The 17,412-nt window shown below is 73.2% G+C and carries 15 protein-coding genes; 7 read left to right on the forward strand and 8 right to left on the reverse strand.

Annotated features, from left to right (window positions below; genetic code table 11):
• Positions 1-49 precede the first annotated feature (49 nt).
• Genes ACX9TP_RS21520 through aroF form a run of 7 tightly spaced genes read right to left on the reverse strand, consistent with a single transcriptional unit; the run spans position 50 to position 6,801 of the window.
• On the reverse strand, positions 50-1,342 hold the full coding sequence (locus ACX9TP_RS21520; RefSeq protein ID WP_482981597.1) for a 3-phosphoshikimate 1-carboxyvinyltransferase: 1,293 nt from the start codon (positions 1,340-1,342) through the stop codon (positions 50-52).
• A complete protein-coding gene (locus tag ACX9TP_RS21525) occupies positions 1,339-2,412 on the reverse strand; it encodes a 3-dehydroquinate synthase (protein ID WP_482981598.1) in 1,074 nt (357 codons plus the stop codon). Before ACX9TP_RS21525 ends, ACX9TP_RS21520 begins: the two co-directional genes overlap by 4 nt.
• On the reverse strand, positions 2,409-3,428 hold the full coding sequence (aroC, locus tag ACX9TP_RS21530; RefSeq protein ID WP_482981599.1) for a chorismate synthase: 1,020 nt from the start codon (positions 3,426-3,428) through the stop codon (positions 2,409-2,411). Before aroC ends, ACX9TP_RS21525 begins: the two co-directional genes overlap by 4 nt.
• Positions 3,425-4,696 (reverse strand): shikimate dehydrogenase, encoded by a 1,272-nt coding sequence (locus ACX9TP_RS21535; RefSeq protein ID WP_482981600.1) that lies wholly within the window; start codon positions 4,694-4,696, stop codon positions 3,425-3,427. The genes aroC and ACX9TP_RS21535 overlap by 4 nt, the downstream gene beginning before the upstream one ends.
• Positions 4,693-5,295 (reverse strand): shikimate kinase, encoded by a 603-nt coding sequence (locus ACX9TP_RS21540; RefSeq protein WP_482981601.1) that lies wholly within the window; start codon positions 5,293-5,295, stop codon positions 4,693-4,695. The genes ACX9TP_RS21535 and ACX9TP_RS21540 overlap by 4 nt, the downstream gene beginning before the upstream one ends.
• Positions 5,276-5,965 carry a bifunctional demethylmenaquinone methyltransferase/2-methoxy-6-polyprenyl-1,4-benzoquinol methylase UbiE gene (ubiE, locus tag ACX9TP_RS21545; RefSeq protein WP_482981602.1) on the reverse strand — a complete coding sequence of 230 codons (690 nt, stop codon included), beginning with the start codon at positions 5,963-5,965 and terminating at the stop codon, positions 5,276-5,278. Before ubiE ends, ACX9TP_RS21540 begins: the two co-directional genes overlap by 20 nt.
• Positions 5,962-6,801, reverse strand: a complete 840-nt coding sequence (gene aroF / locus ACX9TP_RS21550; protein WP_482981603.1) for a 3-deoxy-7-phosphoheptulonate synthase — start codon at positions 6,799-6,801, stop codon at positions 5,962-5,964. The genes ubiE and aroF overlap by 4 nt, the downstream gene beginning before the upstream one ends.
• 182 nt (positions 6,802-6,983) lie before the next feature.
• On the opposite strand from aroF, the gene ACX9TP_RS21555 reads away from it, so the two are divergent.
• From ACX9TP_RS21555 to menE, 6 genes are all read left to right on the forward strand, one after another.
• Positions 6,984-8,294, forward strand: coding sequence for an isochorismate synthase (locus ACX9TP_RS21555; protein ID WP_482981604.1), 1,311 nt, complete (start codon positions 6,984-6,986; stop codon positions 8,292-8,294).
• On the forward strand, positions 8,278-10,047 hold the full coding sequence (gene menD, locus ACX9TP_RS21560; RefSeq protein ID WP_482981605.1) for a 2-succinyl-5-enolpyruvyl-6-hydroxy-3-cyclohexene-1-carboxylic-acid synthase: 1,770 nt from the start codon (positions 8,278-8,280) through the stop codon (positions 10,045-10,047). The genes ACX9TP_RS21555 and menD overlap by 17 nt, the downstream gene beginning before the upstream one ends.
• Positions 10,038-10,895 (forward strand): 2-succinyl-6-hydroxy-2,4-cyclohexadiene-1-carboxylate synthase, encoded by an 858-nt coding sequence (gene menH, locus ACX9TP_RS21565; RefSeq protein ID WP_482981606.1) that lies wholly within the window; start codon positions 10,038-10,040, stop codon positions 10,893-10,895. The genes menD and menH overlap by 10 nt, the downstream gene beginning before the upstream one ends.
• Positions 10,892-11,815, forward strand: coding sequence for a 1,4-dihydroxy-2-naphthoate polyprenyltransferase (locus tag ACX9TP_RS21570; RefSeq protein WP_482981607.1), 924 nt, complete (start codon positions 10,892-10,894; stop codon positions 11,813-11,815). Before menH ends, ACX9TP_RS21570 begins: the two co-directional genes overlap by 4 nt.
• 9 nt (positions 11,816-11,824) lie before the next feature.
• A complete protein-coding gene (menC, locus tag ACX9TP_RS21575; protein ID WP_482981608.1) occupies positions 11,825-12,991 on the forward strand; it encodes an o-succinylbenzoate synthase in 1,167 nt (388 codons plus the stop codon).
• 154 nt (positions 12,992-13,145) lie between these two features.
• Positions 13,146-14,639 (forward strand): o-succinylbenzoate--CoA ligase, encoded by a 1,494-nt coding sequence (gene menE, locus ACX9TP_RS21580; RefSeq protein WP_482981609.1) that lies wholly within the window; start codon positions 13,146-13,148, stop codon positions 14,637-14,639.
• A 231-nt stretch (positions 14,640-14,870) separates the two neighbouring features.
• Here menE and ACX9TP_RS21585 read toward each other — a convergent pair whose 3' ends face one another.
• A complete protein-coding gene (locus ACX9TP_RS21585; protein ID WP_482981610.1) occupies positions 14,871-15,083 on the reverse strand; it encodes a hypothetical protein in 213 nt (70 codons plus the stop codon).
• 654 nt (positions 15,084-15,737) lie between these two features.
• Here ACX9TP_RS21585 and ACX9TP_RS21590 point away from each other — a divergent pair.
• Positions 15,738-17,363 carry a bifunctional 3-(3-hydroxy-phenyl)propionate/3-hydroxycinnamic acid hydroxylase gene (locus ACX9TP_RS21590; RefSeq protein ID WP_482981611.1) on the forward strand — a complete coding sequence of 542 codons (1,626 nt, stop codon included), beginning with the start codon at positions 15,738-15,740 and terminating at the stop codon, positions 17,361-17,363.
• Positions 17,364-17,412: the final 49 nt, after the last annotated feature.

A 17,412-nucleotide genomic window follows, 5' to 3' on the forward strand; every position in this document is an offset into this window, starting at 1 on the left:
GCTTTCAACAAAAAAGAACGATAAGTCCGTAGGGCGGACACTGATGGTTCTACTGAGCGCCAGAAATAAGAGCGCCCATGCGCTCGAGCTGACGCCAGAAGCCGGGAAAACTCTTCTCCACGCACTCGGGGCCGGTGAGCAGGAGTGGCGTACCGGACAGCACGCACAGTGTGGCAGCCGTCATCGCCAGCCGATGGTCGCCCCGGCTGTCCATCTCGAAACGTGCGGGGGGCGTGGCCGGGGGGCGGATTTCGAGCGTTTCCCCCTGGAGGTCGGTGGTGCCCCCATAGGCCGCCACGAGCGTGCGGATGCCCTCCAGGCGGTCGCTCTCCTTCACCCGGAGGATGCCCACGTCCGTGAGGGTGGACGGGGCGGGGAGGATGCACGCGAGCGCCGCCAGCGTGGGCAGCAGGTCCGGACATTCCTTCCCGGAGGCCCGCAGGCCGCCGGACAGCCGTCCCTCGACCTTCAGCGTGTGGAGCGACCCGGCGGGCACGGCCTTCAGGCCCACCTGCTCGATGAGCCGGAGGATGGCGTCGTCCGGGTGCGCGCTGCCGGTGTCGGCCCGCTCCACCGTGCCGCCGGCCTTCCAGGAGACGAGCAGCAGGTAGCCCAGCGAGGACCAGTCGCCCGGCAGCGACGGGACACGCGGGGGCGCCGCGTACCCGGCCACGGTGTAACGGGACGGTGACTCCTGGATGACGAAGCCGAAGCGCTTCAGCCACGTCACCGTGAGCTCCAGGTAGCCGGCGCTCGTCAGCGTGCCCTCGATTTCCACGCTCCAGGCCCGGCGCTCGCGCAGGTACAGCGCGGCGCAGCCCAGGAGGAGGCTGGAGGCGTACTGGCTGCTCTGCGCGCCCGGCACCCGGAACACCGGCGCCACGGCGGAGGTGTCCCGGGGCGCGCGCAGCTCCACAGGCCAGGGCGTGCCCTCCGTGAGGGACAGGCCGGAGGACCCGAGCGCGTCGCGCAGCGAGGTGAAGAGGGGCCCGTGGGGGCGCTCACCCAGGCGGGGCGTGCCGGTGAAGCGCACGTGCGCGCCGGGCGTCACCGCGGCCTGGGTGACGAGGATGCGGAAGGGGGCGCCCCCGTCCGCGCAGTCCACGTCGCGCACCGGGCCCGGGGGCTGGCGCAGGGCCTCCACGCCCCGGCGCAGCACGCGCACGTCGGCGGGCAGGTCCTCGTCCGGCTCGGCCTGCACGGACGGCAGCGGCCACGCGCCGGTGAGGTGGCCCAGGACCAGCGCCCGCTGCGCGTCCGACTTGGACACGGGCGGGGTGAGGGGCGCGGCGCGCAGGCCGGCCGGGTCCACGAGGATGCGGGACACGCGCGTCGAGCTCATGGGCGGATACCTTTCGTCCAGGCGGGCCACAGCGCGCGCCAGGTGTCCTGGGCGACGTCGCGCACCTCGGTGGTGCCGATGGCGGTCAAGAGCACCATGCGCAATTCGCCCGCGCTGCCCGCCTTCTTGTCCGCGTTGAGCAGCGTCACGATGTCCTTCAGCGGCGCGCGGCGCAGCAGGGCGGCGGCACGCTCGCGGCCCTGCACGCCGGGGCCGTTGGCGAGGGCGGCTTCCGCCTGGGCGGCCACTGGCTCGGGCGTCACGCCGAGGTGGCGCCCCACGTCCAGGGCCAGCAGCATGCCCAGCCCCACGCCGTCACCGTGCGACAGCTTGAAGCGCGAGACGCTCTCCAGCACGTGGCCGAAGGTGTGACCGAAGTTGAGCACGCGCCGCAGGCCCTGGTGCTCGTAGGGGTCCTGCGAGCAGACGCGCTCCTTGAGGGCGCGCGCATCCTTCACCAGCTTCTCCAGCGCGGGCGGCTTGCGGACGTAGCGGCGGAAGAGGGAGGCGTCGAGGCTGATGACCATCTTCCACGCCTCGAGCGAGCCCTCGCGCACCTGCGTCTCCGACAGGGTGGAGAAGAACTCCGGGCAGAGCCAGCCTTCGTCGGCGTAGTGGAAGACGCCGGCGGGGTTCTTCACCACGCGCCCGCGCACCATCATGTCCACCGCGCCCTTGCCGCCCAGGCTGCTGTCCACCGCGGCCAGCAGCGTGGTGGGCACCTGCACCAGCCGCACCCCGCGCTTGAGCAGGTGCGCGGCCACGGTGGACACGTCGCCCACGGTGCCTCCGCCCACGGCCAGCAGCGTGCCGGAGCGCGGCAGGGACAGGCCCCCCGCGAGCACCTTCTCCAGGGCGGTGAACGTCTTGGCGCTCTCGCCGCCGGTGAGCTGGATGATGGCGCGCGGACGGCGGGCCTCCAGCGTGGAGAGGAGCGTGGGGTGCAGCCTCGCCACGGTGCGGTCCACCACCGCCACGCTGCCTTCGGGGAGGCTCCTGGCGAGGCGGGCGAAGGTGCCCCAGCGGTCGACGGGGGGACGGTAGGCGCCGGGAGGAAGGAAGCCGCTCATAGCGTGTGGGGCCGGGCGTTCAGTTGGAGGACGAGGTCGGCGATGACCAGCGACACCATGGCCTCCAGCACCGGGACGGCGCGGGGCATGATGCACGGGTCGTGACGCCCGCCCTTGGCGTGGTCCATCAGCGTCGCGGGCGGCTTGAAGAAGGCGCGCACCTGCATGGGCTCGCCGTTGGCGAGGCCGCCCTGGATACCGCCGTAGGCGTCCTTCACCGAGTGGAAGACGGTGCCGGGCTGGCCGATGCGCTGGAGCAGGTCCGGCGGCCCCCAGACGACGCCCGTCACCGCGCCGATGCTGCCGAGCGCCTGGGCGATGAGCGCCTTGATTTTACCGAAGATGGGCTCGCCCAGGCCCACGGGCAGGCCTTCGACGCGCACGTCGATGGAGCCGCCCAGGCTGTCCCCGGCCTCCTTCGCGGCGAGGATGCGGCGGGACATCTCGTCGCGCACGGCGGTGTCCGGGCAGCGCGTGGCGTGCGCGTCCACCTGCTCGCGCGTGAGGCCGGGCGCGGGCACGGCGGACACGAGGTCTCCCACCTGGGACACGTACGCGACGGTGCGGATGGAGGGGAGGTCGCGGGCGAGGTACGCCTCGGCGATGGCGCCGCCGATGACGCGGCAGAGCGTCTCGCGTCCGCTGGTGCGGCCGCCGCCGCGGTGGTCTCTGTGCTTGAAGCGCTCGCGCCACACGGCGTCCGCGTGGCCGGGGCGGTCCTCCTGCTTCAGCTTCTCGTAGTCGCCCGAGCGCTGGTTGGTGTTGCGGACGATGGCGGCGATGGGCGTGCCCAGCGTCTTGTCCTCGAAGACGCCGGAGAGGATTTCGACCTGGTCGGGCTCGCTGCGGGCGGTGACGAGCGCGGACTGGCCCGGGCGGCGGCGGTCCAGGGCGACCTGGATCTGCTCGCGGGTGAGGGGCACGCCGGCGGGGCAGCCATCGAGGATGGAGCCGAGCGCGGGCCCATGACTCTCGCCAAAGGTCGTCAAACGGAAGAGGGTACCGAAGGTGTTCATGTCGCGGACTCCCAGAGCTGGCGCTGCCGCCGGGCCTGCGCCACGAACCACGCCGCGCCCAGCAGGACCGGCGTCCCTCCACGGCGCTGAATCTCCGCGGCGATGCGCCGGCCCGGCGCACCGTATGCGATCACCGCGACGCGCGCCTTATTGAAACGCAGTTGCTCCGGCGGGGCCACGCGGTCCGGCCACGTCCACACGCCCGCCCCGGTCAGCGGGGCCTGGATGTCGGCGCGGCGCAACACGCGCAGGTTGCAGCCAATCTCCCCCGCCACGGCCCGCATCGCCGCGGTGGCGCCGCCATCTCCCAGCACGAAGGCGTCCATCGCGTTGAGCCGGTCCATCACCGTGAGGGCGCCGTACGTGTCGGTGTTGAAGGACTCCCAGCGGTTGCCCCGGCGCACCAGCGTGTTGATGGCCTGCAGCGGCGAGCGCGTGTGCTGCGCGAGCCGCAGCTTGAAGGGGCTGGTGACGGCGAAGCCCGCGTAGTGCGGCAGCAGCGAGTCCACCAGCGTCTCGACGGGCGCGTCCTCGGGGATGTCGATGCGGTCGAACGGCTGCCGGTGGATGCGCGGCGAGCGCGAGTGGGCGATGGACGTGCCGAGGATGCCCAGCCTCAGGGGCGGGTCCAACGTCACGAGGTCCGCGCCGCGCATCTCCCGGACGACGTCGTCGAGCAGCCGCTGCCCCGGCGCGGCGGCCCAGGCGCCTCCCGCCGCCACGTAGTCGAGCACGTTGTTGCGCGCCAGCACCGCCCGCGCCGGCAGCGCCACCGGGCCCATGCCGAGCACCGTGACGCGCTTCACGCCAAAGCGTTGCATCAGCAGCCACTGGGTCTCCAGCAGCGTGCGCAGGTGCTCCGGCCCGTGCATGGGCTCCACGTGTTTCACCAAGGCGTCCGGGGGCAGCTCGCGCTCCCACAGCTTCAGGGCCTCCGCGGTGGACAGCTGCCGCTCCGCGTGGTGCGACGCGAGCAGCTTCCCGGCAGGGGCATCCAGCGCGCCCTCGCGCCCCCGGGTGTCCTTCAGGTCGCGGTCCACCCGCCACGCGGCGGAGACCCAGGCGGGAGGAAGGGGCTTGCCCCGCTCGGAGACGAGCAGCGGGAGCACCTGCGCGAGCGCCTCGACGTCGATGGCGTCGGGGGCGTGCAGATCAGTGCGAAGCTCGAGCACGGCCGCCCCCCGGCGCTGGCCGTCGCGCGCGAAGTGCACGGCGTCGTGGCCGAGCACGGTGGGGGGCAGGGTGACGACGCGACGGGCGGGCGTCACGGAAGGACCTCGTCGGTGAGGCAGCCCCGGAGGAAATCCACCAGGGCCACCGTGGGGACGCGAGCGTGGAGGGCCTCGCGCTCATGGAACACAGCGGACAATTCGTCTTCCAGCGAGAGCTCGGGGCGCAGGCGCGGGCGCGTCCGGTCCCTGAGCAGGCGCTCGCGGTAGGTGTCGAAGCTGATGGGGACGAGCAGCGTGAAGAGGCCCGCCAGCGCATCCGCATGATGGGAGAGGAAGCCGCCTCCCAGGGACACCAGCCCACCGGGCGGCAGCTCCAGGAGGGTGCTGCGCTCGGCGGCGCGGAACTCCGCCGGTGCCTCGACCACCCACCTGCGCAGCGGGCGGCCGTGGAGGCGCTCCAGGTGCGCATCCAGGTCCAGTCCCGTTCTGCCGAGCAACCCGCCCACCAGGGGCAGCAGGCGCGTCTTGCCCGCGCTCCGGTGGCCGGCAATCACCACCGTCTGCCCGGGGGCCGGCAGCAGGCACGGCCCGGGTCGGGCGAGCGCTTCGCGGAGCCCCGGCGCGAGCCGGGGGTCGATGGAGCTGAGCGTCTGTTCGACGAGGCGCCTTCGCTCGTCAGCGGACGGTGCCGACATAGACGTAGGCGGTGCCGAACGTCAGTGGGTGAGCGGCCCGCTCCGAATACGCGCCGGACTGCTCCATCAGCTCCACGAACTTGTCCCCGGAGGGGAAGGCCGCGGAGGTGCGGGGCAGATACTCGTACGCGGCGCGGTTGCCGGTCAGCAGTCCGCCGACGGCGGGCATGATGGTCTTGCTGTAGAAGCGGAACAGCCCGCCGAAGAGGCCGTTGGGCTGACCGAACTCCAGCACCACCACGCGGCCGCCGGGGCGCACCACGCGGGCCATCTCCTTCAGGCACTTCACCGGGTCATCCACGTTGCGGATGCCGAAGGCGATGGAGGCCACGTCGAAGGAGTTGTCCGCGAAGGGCAGGGCGAGCGCGTCCGCCACCTGGAACTCCACCTGGAGGCCGGCCTTCGCCGCCTTGGCGGGGGCGCTCTCCAGCATCTCCGGGCAGAAGTCGGTGCCGACGACGCGGCCGGAGCCGCCCACCTTGCGCTTGAAGACCATGGCCAGGTCGCCGGTGCCAGTGGCGCAGTCGAGGACGGTGCTGCCCTCCTTCGCACCACTCAGACGCACGGCCGTCCTACGCCACAGACGGTGGATGCCGAACGAGAGGACCTCGTTCGTCACGTCGTACTTCGGAGCGATGGAAGAAAACATCTGACGGACTTCGGTGCTCATCGAGCCCTCGCGACCTGGGCCGGACCTTCCGGCCTCCAAAGGTGTCGGTCCACCGCTCCTAGCACGGCTGGCAGCCGGCGCATCAACGTCTCGAAGCGCTCGGGTGTCAGGGCCTGGTGGCCGTCGCACATCGCCTGCTCCGGCCGGGGGTGGACTTCAATCAACAATCCATCCGCCCCGGCGGCCGCGGCGGCCAGCGACATGGGGAGGATGAGCTCCGGGACGCCCGTCGCGTGCGACGGGTCCACGATGACGGGCAGGTGCGAGCGCTGCTTCGCCCACGCCACCGCCGCCAGGTCCAGCGTGTTGCGCAGCTCCGTTTCGAATGTCCGGATGCCGCGCTCGCACAGCATCACCTGCTCGTTGCCGCCGTCGAGGATGTACTCCGCCGCCAGCAGCCACTCCTGCATCGTCGCGGAAAGTCCCCGCTTGAGCAGCACCGGCCGGCGCGACTTTCCCAACGCTCTTAGCAGCGAGTAGTTCTGCATGTTCCGCGCGCCCACCTGGAGGATGTCCGCGGACTCCTCCATGAACGGCAGCTGCGAGGACTCCATCACCTCGCTGATAACGGGCAGCCCGTGGCGGCGCCCGGCCTCGGCCAGTACGTGCAGGCCCGGCTCGCCCATGCCCTGGAAGGCGTAGGGGCTGGTGCGCGGCTTGAATACGCCGCCCCTGAGGACGTGGGCCCCGGCGGCGGCGACGGCCGTGGCGGCGCGCTCCACCTGCTCCGCGCCCTCCACCGCGCACGGCCCCGCCATGACGACGAAGCCCGGGCCACCGACCTCCACGGCGCCCACCTTGACTCGCGTGCCCTCGGGCCGCGTGGAGCGCAGCACCTTCCGCGCGCCTGTGTCCCGCCCCGACACCGCCGGTGCGGGTGCGTCTGGCCGCTCGCCTCCCACGGACCCTCCGATTCATGGAGTTCAAGAGGTTTTGAACTCCTTGGTGCATGTATAGCCGAGATGGCTTAGAAGACAACCGAAGGTGATTGCGAGGCAATCATCGATGAGGAACGCTGATGAAGACGCTCAATCCCGTTGAGGGCCAGCGCTGGGTGGCCGGAATGATGCCCCTGGCGGTGGGGGATCCGCTGGCGGGAGCGGACGTGCTGGGCGTTCCTTCGGTGTACTGGGAGCGGCCGCTGGCCCGGGAGGCCGCGGCTGGCTGGGGCGAGGCCGCGGTGGTGGTGGCGGAGGACGCGTCCCAGGCCCCGGCCGCGCTGGCGTCCCTGGGCGCCCTGTCGCTGCGCTGGCTGGGTGACGCACCCGAGTCGATGCCCGGCCCCTGGTTCGGCGGGATGCGCTTCGGCGCCACCGGTGCGCCGGACGCGGCGTGGGACGCGCACGGCGTGGCGCGCTGGACGCTGCCGGAGGTGCTGGTGTGGCGTGCCGGGGCGGGGCTGATGGTGGCGGCCTTCGCGCCGGAGGAGCGGGGCGGAGAGGACGCGGTGCGCTCGCGGCTGGAGCGGGTGCGCGCGTGCTTCCCGGAGACGTACCGGCACGCGCGGGGCGCTCCGGTGTCGCTGGCGCAGGCGTCGTCGCGCCCGGCCTTCGAGGCGCGGGTGAACCGGGCGCTGGAGGCGATTGCGTCGGGCCACCTCCAGAAGGTGGTGCTGGCGCGCTCGCTGGACGTGGAGGGGCCGGCCTCCTTCGACGTGGTGGACGTGCTGGCGCGGCTGCGCGAGCAGAACCCGCGCTGCGCCACCTTCCTCTTCCGCGCGCCGGACGGGGCCTGCTTCCTGGGCGCCACGCCGGAGACGCTGTGCCGGGTGGACGGGAAGGTGCTCGAGACGGAGGCCCTCGCTGGCACGGCGGCGACGGCGCAGGCCGAGGGCCTGACGGGGCACGACAAGGACCTGCGCGAGCATGACGCGGTGGTGCGCTACATCCTCGCGGCGCTGCGGCCCGTGTCGGAGAAGGTGACGTCGGACGCGGCGCCCGCGCTGCTCACGCTGAAGAACCTGGTGCACCTGCGCACGGGCATCCGCGCGGAGTTGCGTCAGGGCGTCACGGCGGCGCAGGTGGTGGCGGCCTTGCACCCCACGCCGGCGGTGGGCGGCACGCCGCGCGAGCGTGCGCTGTCGTTCCTGGTGGAGCACGAGGGGCTGGACCGCGGCTGGTACGCGGGGCCGGTGGGCTGGGTGGGGCCGAGCCGGGCGCACCTGATGGTGGCGCTGCGCTCGGCGTTGGTGAGAGGCACGAAGGCGCGGCTGTTCGTGGGCGTGGGGCTGGTGGCGGGCTCCACCCCCGAGGCCGAGTGGCGGGAGACGGAAATCAAGAGCCTGGCCATGCTGCGGGCCCTGGGAGGCGGGGATGTCGGGCGACGCTAACGTCAACGTGCTGTGGGCGCGCGCGTTGCTGGAGGAGCTGACGCGCGGCGGAGTGCGGCATGCGGTGGTGTGCCCGGGCTCGCGCTCGTCGCCGCTGGCGCTGGCCTGCGCCCGCGCGCAAGGGCTGCGCACCTGGTCCGTCATCGACGAGCGGAGCGCGGGCTTCTTCGCGCTGGGCCTCGCGAAGCAGTCACGGGCCCCGGTGGTGCTGGTGGCGACGAGCGGCACCGCGGGCGCGCACTTCTACCCGGCGGTCATCGAGGCGTCGCTGGCCCACGTGCCGCTGGTGGTGCTGACGGCGGACCGGCCGCTGGAGCTGCAGGGGTGGGGTGCGCCGCAGACGGTGTCGCAGGCGCGCTTCTTCGGCGAGCACGCGCGCCTCTTCGCCGACCTGGGCCTGCCCGAGGCGAGTGACGTGGCCCTGGCCCACCTGCGCGCCACCGCCGCGCGCGCCGTGGCCACCGCGCTGCGCGCCCCGCGAGGCGCCGTGCAGCTCAACGTGCCCTTCCGCGAGCCGCTGGCCCCGGTGGCCGAGCCCTTCGGCGAGGAGCGGCTGTCCGCGCTGGCGAAGGCGGGCCGGCCCGGGGTGCCTCTGACGCGAATCGTCCCGCCCACGCCCGTGCCGGACGCGGCCGCGCTGGAGGACGTGCGCCGTCGCATCGCCGCCACCGAGCGGGGCGTCATCGTCTGCGGCCCGCGAGACGAGGCGGACGGCTTCGCGGAGGCCATCAGCGCGCTGGCGCAGGCCACGGGCTACCCGGTGCTGGCCGAGGCCACCTCGCAGGCCCGCTATGGCGGCGGTCCGCTCACCGTGTCGCACTACGACGCGCTGCTGCGCCACACGCCCTTCGCGAAGGCGCACCGTCCGGAGCTGGTACTGCGCTTCGGCGGAGGGCTGACGCCCAAGGTGCCGCAGCAGTGGCTCGACGCGTCCGGCGCGGACATCGTCCTCTTCAGCGACGGGGGCGCGCTGTTCGACCCGGCGCACCGGGCGGCCCTGGTGGTGGAGGGCTCGGCGGTGGCGGCGTGCGAGGCGCTCTCGCGCGGCCTGTCACGCGGCGCGGGGCCGTGGGCGCGGAGCTTCCTGGGCGCGGAGCGACTGGCGCGCGCGGAGCTGGAGTCCGCCTTCGCCGAGCAGCCCGAGGCGCTCAACGAGCCGCGCATCGCTCGCGAGGTGGTGGCGGCGCTGCCGTCCGGGGTGCCGCTCTTCGTGTCCAGCAGCATGCCCATTCGCGACGTGGATGCCTTCGCTCCCGCGGGCACGGTGCCGCTGCGGGTGCTGGCCAATCGCGGGGCCAACGGCATCGACGGCATCGTCTCCAGCGCGCTCGGCATGGCGGCGGCGGCGGGGCGGCCGGCGGTGCTGCTCACCGGCGACCTGGCGCTGCTGCACGACGTGGGTGCCTTCGTCACCGCGTCGCGCGCGCGGCTGTCGCTCACCGTGGTGGTGGTGAACAACGACGGCGGCGGCATCTTCTCGTTCCTGCCGGTGGCCCAGGCGGCGCGGCCGGACGACTTCGAGTCCCTCTTCGGCACCCCGCACGGGGTGGACCTGTCGCACGCGGCCGCGCTCGGCGGGGCGCGCCTGCACCGGCCCCGGACGCCCTCGGCGCTCCGCGCGGCGGTGCGCGAGGGACTCGAGGGTGGACTGCATCTGGTGGAGGCGCGGGTGGACCGCGCCGCCAACGTGGACGAGCACCGGCAGCTCTTCGCTCGGATGGCTGCCGCACTGGGAGACGGACCATGGGCGTGACGCTGGCATATGAGACGTGGGGCGAGGGCTCCCGGCCGCTCGTGCTGCTGCATGGCTTCACGGGCAGCCGGAGCTCCTTCGACGACCTGCGCCCCTTCCTGGGCCGCGCGGTGAAGGCCATCGCCGTGGACCTGCCCGGACACGGCGCCACGCCGCTGCCGCAGCGCACGGGCCGCGAGGGCTTCCTGGAGACGGTGGACGCGCTCGTCGCGCTCGTGGACCGGCTGGGGCAGGGCCCCGTGGACCTGCTGGGCTACTCGCAGGGCGCGCGCGTGGCGCTGGCGGCGGCCGTGCGCGCACCGGACCGCTTCGGCCGGCTCATCATGGAGAGCGGCTCGCCGGGCCTGCACCGCCGCCAGGAGCGCGCGGCGCGGCGCGAGGCGGATGCGCAGCTCGCGGCCTTCATCCGCGCCCGGGGCGTGGACGCCTTCGTGGACCGCTGGGAGGCGCTGCCCCTCTTCGAGGGCCTGCGCCAGCTGTCTCCCGAGCGCCGTGCCGCCCTGCGCGCCCGCCGCCGCGCCTGCACGCCGGAGGGACTCGCCGGAGCGCTGGAGTGCCTGGGCCTGGGCGTCCAGCCGGACTACTGGCCGGAGCTGCATGCACAGCGGCTGCCCACGCTGCTGCTCACCGGCGCGAAGGACGCGAAGTTCACCCAGACGGCGCGCCGCATGGCCGCGGAGTTGCCCGTGGTGTGGCGCCACGCCTTCGCGGACCGCGGCCACGCGCCCCACCTGGAGTCGCCGGAGGCGTACGCCCGTGAGGTGCTGGGCTTCCTCCAGACGCCCTGGTACGAGGCGCCGCAGTTCGACAGTCCCGTTGCCACGGCGGCGGGGAGGATGGGCTCGTGAGCACGTCGGTTCCTGGCCTGGGTCCCGCGGTGGAGAAGCCGCGTCCCGGCGTGAAGCTGTGGGTGATGGCGGCGCGGCCGAAGACGCTGACGGCGGCGCTGGTGCCGGTGCTGGTGGGCACGGCGCTCGCGTTCGGCCTGGGCGTGGGCCGCGCGCTCCCGGCGCTCGCGGCGCTGCTGGGCGCGGTGCTCATCCAGATTGGCACCAACTTCATCAACGACTACTACGACTTCAAGAAGGGCGCGGACACGCACGAGCGGCTCGGCCCCAAGCGCGTCACGCAGAGCGGGCTCATCGCGCCGAGCACCGTGCTGGCCGGCGCGGCGGTGTGCTTCGGCCTGGCGACGGTGACGGGCCTGTACCTCGTGGTGGTGGGCGGCTGGCCCATCGTCGCGATTGGCGTCGCGTCGCTGCTGTGCGGCTTCGCGTACACGGGCGGGCCCTTCCCGCTGGGCTACCACGGGCTGGGAGACCTGTTCGTCTTCATCTTCTTCGGGCTCGTGGCGGTGACGGGGACGTACTACGTGCAGGCGGGCACGGTGGACCCGGCGGCGTGGTGGGCGGCGGTGCCCGTGGGGGCCATTGGCACCGCGCTCATCGTGGTGAACAACCAGCGCGACGCCTCGACGGACGTGAAGGCAGGCAAGCGCACGCTGGTGGTGCGCTTCGGCACCGGCATGGGCCGCGCGGAGTACGTGCTGCTGCTCGTGCTGTCCTATGCCACGCCCTTCGCCATGTATGCGCTGGGGCAGGCTGGCCCCTGGGTCTTCCTGGCCTTGCTGAGTCTTCCGCTGGCCGTTCCACCTCTGAGGTTGATGTTGACCGCACATGGGGCCGCGCTGAACCCGGCCCTGGGGGGAACGGCGCGGCTGCAGCTCGTTTACGGCCTGCTATTCGCGCTGGGGCTGTACCTGAGATGATGTGAGCCCATGCGCATCGCCAAGGTGTCCCTCACCCCGTTGCGGCTGGAGCTGCTCCAGCCCCTGAAGACGTCTCGCGGCACGTATTCGGCGCGCGAGGGTTTCCTCGTGCGACTGGAGGACGAAGCGGGACGCGTGGGCCTGGGCGAGGCGATGCCGCTGCCGGAGTTCGGCACGGAGTCGCTCGCGGACTGCGGCGCCACGCTGGAGGCCTGGCTCGCCGCGCTGAAGGGGCAGTTCCTCGGGGACTCGGTGCGAGCCATCGAGGACACGCTGTCCCCATTCCCCCCGGCGGTGGCCCGAGGCGACGGCGTGCGCATCCGCTCCCGCCAGCCCACGCCGACGCCGGAGGGGCCCATGCCTGCCTCGGAGCACGCGCTGGAGCTGGCCCTGCTGGACCTGCTGGCCCAGCGACAGGGCGTCCCGCTGTGCTGGCTGCTGGCCGAGGAGGCGCGCACGGAAGTCACGGTGAATGCGCTGCTGGGTGCGGACGGGCCGGAGGCCCTGGCGGAGGAGGCGCGCAAGGCGGTGGCCGAGGGCTACGGCACGCTGAAGCTGAAGGTGGCGGGCCGCCCGCTGGAGGACGACGAGCAGCGCGTGAAGGCGGTGCGCGAGGCGGTGGGGCCGGACGTGAAGCTGCGGCTGGACGCGAATGGCGGCTGGTCCGAGCCCGAGGCGAAGCGCGCGCTGGACAAGCTGGGCTGGTACGGCCTGGAGCTGGTGGAGCAGCCCACGCCGCCGGAGGACCTGGCGGCGCTGTGGCGGGTGCAGCGGCGGGCACCGTGCATGGTGGCGGCGGACGAGTCGCTCGGCTCACCGGAGGCGCTGCGGGCCCTGCTGGCGGTGGACCCGCTGATGGGCGGAGGCCCGGCGGTGGGCGCGGTGGTGCTCAAGCCGATGGTGCTGGGCGGGCTGCTGCCGTGCCTGGTGGTGGCGATGCGGGCGGCGCGGCTGGGCATGCAGGCGTATGTCACCAGCTCGCTGGACGGCGTGGTGGCACGGGCCGGCGCGACGCACCTGGCGGCGGCGCTGCCCTCCGGCGCGCTGGCGTCGGGGCTCGCGGTGGGGCGCCTCTTCGCGCACGAGCCCGCGGTGCACCCGTATCGCCCCGTGCACGGGCACATCCGGCTGCCCCAGGCCCCTGGCCTGGGCCTCACCGCGGAGATGGTCGGCTGAGGGTGTGGACGTCCCGGAGCCCTGGCCCCAGCGGCGCGGGAGCTTCGAGGTGAAGGGCTGACGGACCGGAGACCGCGGACGGAGGGACACACTTCGTGCCCCGAGGTGGTGCGCTGTCGGTGCAGGTCCGTCCCATGGATTCCGAGGCGCGAGGATGACGGACCCGAAGGCAGTCGAGGCTGGCACCTTCCCTGGCGCCCGGGGCGGTGGGCCCTGTCCCATCCGCGAAGGCGCCGTGCGCCACCCGGATGCGGAGGCGCTCACCTTCGCCGGAAGCGCATGGACGTACCGGGCGCTGGACGCGGACGTGGGCCGGTGGGTGAAGGCGCTCGAGGACCGGGGCGTCGGAGCCGGGGACCGCGTGGCGTTGCTCGCGACGAACCACGTGGCGTCCGTGTGCCTCTTCTGGGCCCTGGGGCGGCTGGGCGCCGTGCTGGCGCCCCTCAATGCGCGCCTCACGCGGGCGGAGCTGGCGCCGCTGGTGGAGGACGTGGAGCCCCGTCTCGTCTTCGCCCTCGGTGCGTTGATGGACCGCATCTCCGGCGCCGAGGCCCTGGAGTCCTTCGTCGCCACTCACGCCGCACCGTCGCTCACGTGTGAGCTGATGGCGGAGGACGCGCCCCGGGTGGTCCTCTTCACCAGCGGGACGACGGGGCGGCCCAAGGGGGCGGTGCTCACGGAGGACAACTTCCGGGCGTCCTCCCGGGCCTCCGCGGCGAACCTGGGCGCGCACCCCGCGCCCCGCTGGCTGGGCACGCTGCCCCTCTTCCACGTGGGCGGGCTCGCCATGCTCACGCGCACCGCGTACGAGGGCGGCGCGCTCATCCTCCACGACCGCTTCGACGCGGACGCCGTCAACCGGGCCATCGACGCGGAGGGCATCTCGCACGCCAGCCTCGTGGCCACCACGCTGGAGCGCGTGCTGGACGCGCGGGGGGACTGCCCCGTGCCGCCGACGTTCCGGCTGGCGCTCATCGGCGGAGGCCCCGTCCCCGTCCCGCTGCTGGCGCGCGCGCGGGCCGCGGGGCTGCTGGCGCTCCAGACGTACGGCCTCACGGAGGCGTGCTCCCAGGTGACGACGGAGCGCCCCGGCGAGGCCGACGGCCGCACCGCGGGGCCTCCGCTCCCCGGCATCCACGTCCGCATCGTCGGCGGGGACGGCACCGCGCAGGGCCCCGGCGAGGAAGGGGACATCGAGGTGCGCGGCCCCACGGTGATGGCGGGCTACTGGAAGCGCCCGGACGCCACGCGCGACGTCCTCCGGGACGGCTGGCTGCGCACGAAGGACGTGGGCGTGCTCGACGTGCACGGCCGCCTCACCGTGCTCTCTCGTCGCACGGACCTCATCGTCCGGGGCGGAGAGAACCTCTACCCCGCGGAGATTGAGGCGGTGCTCGCCAACCACCCCGCGGTGCAGGAAGCCGCGGTGGTGGGCGTGCCGGACGCCCGCTGGGGCGAAGTCCCGGTGGCCTTCCTCGCGCTCCGCGCCGGCCAGCCCACGCCCACGGCCGAGGCGCTGGACGCGTGGTGCCGCCAGTCGCTCGCGGGCTTCAAGGCGCCCGCCCGCTTCACCTGGGTGGACGCCCTTCCACGCAACGCCATGAGCAAGGTCGAGCGCGCCGTGCTCCGCCAGCGCGCCACCGGCTGACACGCCAGCCGCGGGGCAGGTCCAGGCGCCGCGCCGAGCACGCCGCGCTCCGCCCGTGCGCCACCGGCTGACCTGGGAAGCCTGATTCTGGAGTCAAAGTCGAGACCGGGGGCCGCGCTCCCGTCCCTCGGGTGAGGGCGGAGGAGGGGCCTCGTCGCGGTCTCCCGCGCCTGTGGAGCCCTGGCGCCGTCGAAGGAGGACGGGGGCCGGGCTTTCAGGTGCGTGAGGCGCTCAGCACTCGGAGGCGGGGTGGCCCCAGGGGTTGGTGCGCGGGTAGGAGCGCAGCATCGCGTTCAGCCGGTACGCCGCGGCCACGGTGGCGCTGGTGCCGGGCCGGCGGGTCGTGACGGCGCCCCGGCTCATGGCCGCTCCCAACCGGGCGGCCTGCATCGCCAGCTGCCGCTCCACTTCAGGGGACCAACGGGGGAACTCGAGCCATTCCATCTGTCTGCTCCTTGAGGAACTGCGGAGCCTGCATCCAACCCCCATAAGCCCTGGAAATCACGACGCTGTGCGTTGGAGTGGGGCGTCACTGCCGTGTTCCCGACAGGGGGCCTCGCGTCACGCGTCCGCCATGTTGGCTGCAGGGCAGGCGAGGCCTCATCCCGCAATGCGCCGCGTTGTCCCGTCCGGGCGCAATCTTGAAGCCTCCAAGGAATGGCCAGACACGGCGGTGCGGCGGTGCCTGCGTCTGGCCGGGTGCCGTCCCGCTCGGAACGTTGAGACATGGCGTCGCCGCCCGGAAAGAATTTGGGAAGGGCTAACTCATACATGCAAGGTATTTCCCCGGGTGCGTTCAAATAGATGAAGGGGTTGGTGGAGGACACAGGACGCGGTGGGGCCACTCCGGAGCGCGGCCCGCTCGGAGCAGGAGGCCACGAAGTCGCGGGGCGCGGGGTCGGTTTCCGAGGGGAAAACAGGTGATGCGGGGAAAAGGATGGGTTCAGGCAGGCCGGCGCCGATCAGCTCAACACTGGACGGGAGTCAGATTCGGGCCGAAGGGGTTGTCAGGTTGTCTTGATATCTTTATCTCCCAGGTCAAGGGGGGAATCGGCTCAAAGGCAGATCAGCTCGCACGTCGCGCAACGGGAGGCGGACATGGCTCCAGAGTCTGTTGATGTCATCATCGTCGGTTGTGGGCCTGTTGGAGCGATGGCGGCGAACCTGCTGGGTCAGCACGGGGTGCGCACCCTCGTCATCGAGCGGGAGCCGGCGCCCCACGGTCAGTCCCGCGCCATCAGCGTGGATGACGAGGCGCAGCGCATCTTCCAGTCGGTGGGCCTGGTGGACGACCTGGGCCCGGGCTTCTTCCCGTGCCGGCGCCTGCAGTACCTGGACGACGAGCTGCGCTCGCTGGCGGAGGTGGACTTCACGAAGGTGGACCAGCCCTTCGGCCACTTCGTGGGCGCGTTCTTCCAGCAGCCTCGCCTGGAGGCGGCGCTGCGCAAGGGCATGGCCCGCTTCCCCCACGTGAGCCTCTGGCAGGGGCACGAGGTCGAGTCCTTCGTGCAGGACGACGAGGGCGTGACGGCGCGGGTGAAGGAGTGCGCGAGCGAGCACGCCGTGACGGTGCACGCCCGCTACCTGCTGGCCTGCGACGGCGCGCACAGCGCCATCCGCCGGCGCCTGGGGCTGAAGCTCGAGGGGACGACGGCGCTGGAGCACTCGCTCGCCATCACCGTGGCCACCGCCACGCCGGACCCGGAGTTCACCGCGTACCTCTGCGGCCCGAAGCGCCGCGGCTTCATCACCCGCACGGCGCGCGACGAGATGCGCTTCGACATCATCCTCGCGCCGGACGAGGACCTGGAGGCGGCGCGCCGGCCCGAGTTCGTCCGGAGCCTCGTCGCGCACTACCTGGACCCGGCGACGGTGAAGGTCCGTTCCGCCAACGTGTACTCGTACCACAGCCGTCTCTCGGAGAAGTGGCGGGTGGGCCGGGCGTTCCTGCTCGGAGATGCCGCGCACCTGATGCCGCCCTTCCTGGGGCAGGGGCTGTGCGCGGGCCTGCGGGACGCGGCGAACCTGGCGTGGAAGCTGGGCCTGGTGCTCGGGGGCGCGGCGGATGCGTCGCTGCTGGACACATACGAGCAGGAGCGGCGCGCGCACGTGGCGGAGGTCATCCGCAGCTCGGACGCCATGGGCCGGGTGATGATGACGGGCGGGCAGGTGCTGGCCCGGGCGCGCAACGCCCTCATCCAGCTGCTCTACCGGCTGCCCGTCACCGGGGACTTCATCCGCCAGTACAAGGTCAAGCCGATGATGCCGCTGGAGCAGGGCTTCCTCGTCCACGCCCGCCGCGCGAAGAAGGACGCGCCGGAGGGCACCTACTTCCCGCAGCCGCGCGTGGCGCTGCCGGACGGGAATTCCACCCTGCTGGACGACGTCCTCGGCGAGGGCTTCGCGGTGCTGACGCGGCCCGGTGCTTCACTGGAGGTGCAGCGCGAGGCCCGGACGCTGGCGACGGAGCTCGGCGCGCGCTGGCTGCCGGTGTCCGCGGCGGAGCTCACCGGTTCCATCCGGGCGGAAGGGGTGGTGGACGCGGAGGGCCGGCTCGGCGCCTGGTTCGCGCGGCACTCGGCGGACGTCGTGGTGCTCCGCCCGGACCGCTACGTCTACGGCGCGGCGGGAGGCGGGGAGCTGGGGCACCTGCAGGGCTCGCTGCGCGGACGCATCCGCCCGCTGGCGCGCCGGGGACAGGGCAAGGTCCGTCGCGCCGGGTGAGCCCAGGGCGCGTCCAGCCTCGCTGGAAGGGCAGGGGGCTGTGGAAAAA

This window comes from Pyxidicoccus sp. M15, assembly GCF_056858435.1.

What these genes read in the sequence shown, in the direction of transcription:
- ACX9TP_RS21520 (WP_482981597.1), bottom strand. Translation starts at nt 1,342, where the DNA reads ATGAGCTCGACGCGCGTGTCCCGCATCCTCGTGGACCCGGCCGGCCTG.
- ACX9TP_RS21525 (WP_482981598.1), bottom strand. Translation starts at nt 2,412, where the DNA reads ATGAGCGGCTTCCTTCCTCCCGGCGCCTACCGTCCCCCCGTCGACCGC.
- aroC (WP_482981599.1), bottom strand. Translation starts at nt 3,428, where the DNA reads ATGAACACCTTCGGTACCCTCTTCCGTTTGACGACCTTTGGCGAGAGT.
- ACX9TP_RS21540 (WP_482981601.1), bottom strand. Translation starts at nt 5,295, where the DNA reads ATGTCGGCACCGTCCGCTGACGAGCGAAGGCGCCTCGTCGAACAGACG.
- ubiE (WP_482981602.1), bottom strand. Translation starts at nt 5,965, where the DNA reads ATGAGCACCGAAGTCCGTCAGATGTTTTCTTCCATCGCTCCGAAGTAC.
- ACX9TP_RS21555 (WP_482981604.1), top strand. Translation starts at nt 6,984, where the DNA reads ATGAAGACGCTCAATCCCGTTGAGGGCCAGCGCTGGGTGGCCGGAATG.
- menD (WP_482981605.1), top strand. Translation starts at nt 8,278, where the DNA reads ATGTCGGGCGACGCTAACGTCAACGTGCTGTGGGCGCGCGCGTTGCTG.
- menH (WP_482981606.1), top strand. Translation starts at nt 10,038, where the DNA reads ATGGGCGTGACGCTGGCATATGAGACGTGGGGCGAGGGCTCCCGGCCG.
- menC (WP_482981608.1), top strand. Translation starts at nt 11,825, where the DNA reads ATGCGCATCGCCAAGGTGTCCCTCACCCCGTTGCGGCTGGAGCTGCTC.
- menE (WP_482981609.1), top strand. Translation starts at nt 13,146, where the DNA reads ATGACGGACCCGAAGGCAGTCGAGGCTGGCACCTTCCCTGGCGCCCGG.
- ACX9TP_RS21585 (WP_482981610.1), bottom strand. Translation starts at nt 15,083, where the DNA reads ATGGAATGGCTCGAGTTCCCCCGTTGGTCCCCTGAAGTGGAGCGGCAG.
- ACX9TP_RS21590 (WP_482981611.1), top strand. Translation starts at nt 15,738, where the DNA reads ATGGCTCCAGAGTCTGTTGATGTCATCATCGTCGGTTGTGGGCCTGTT.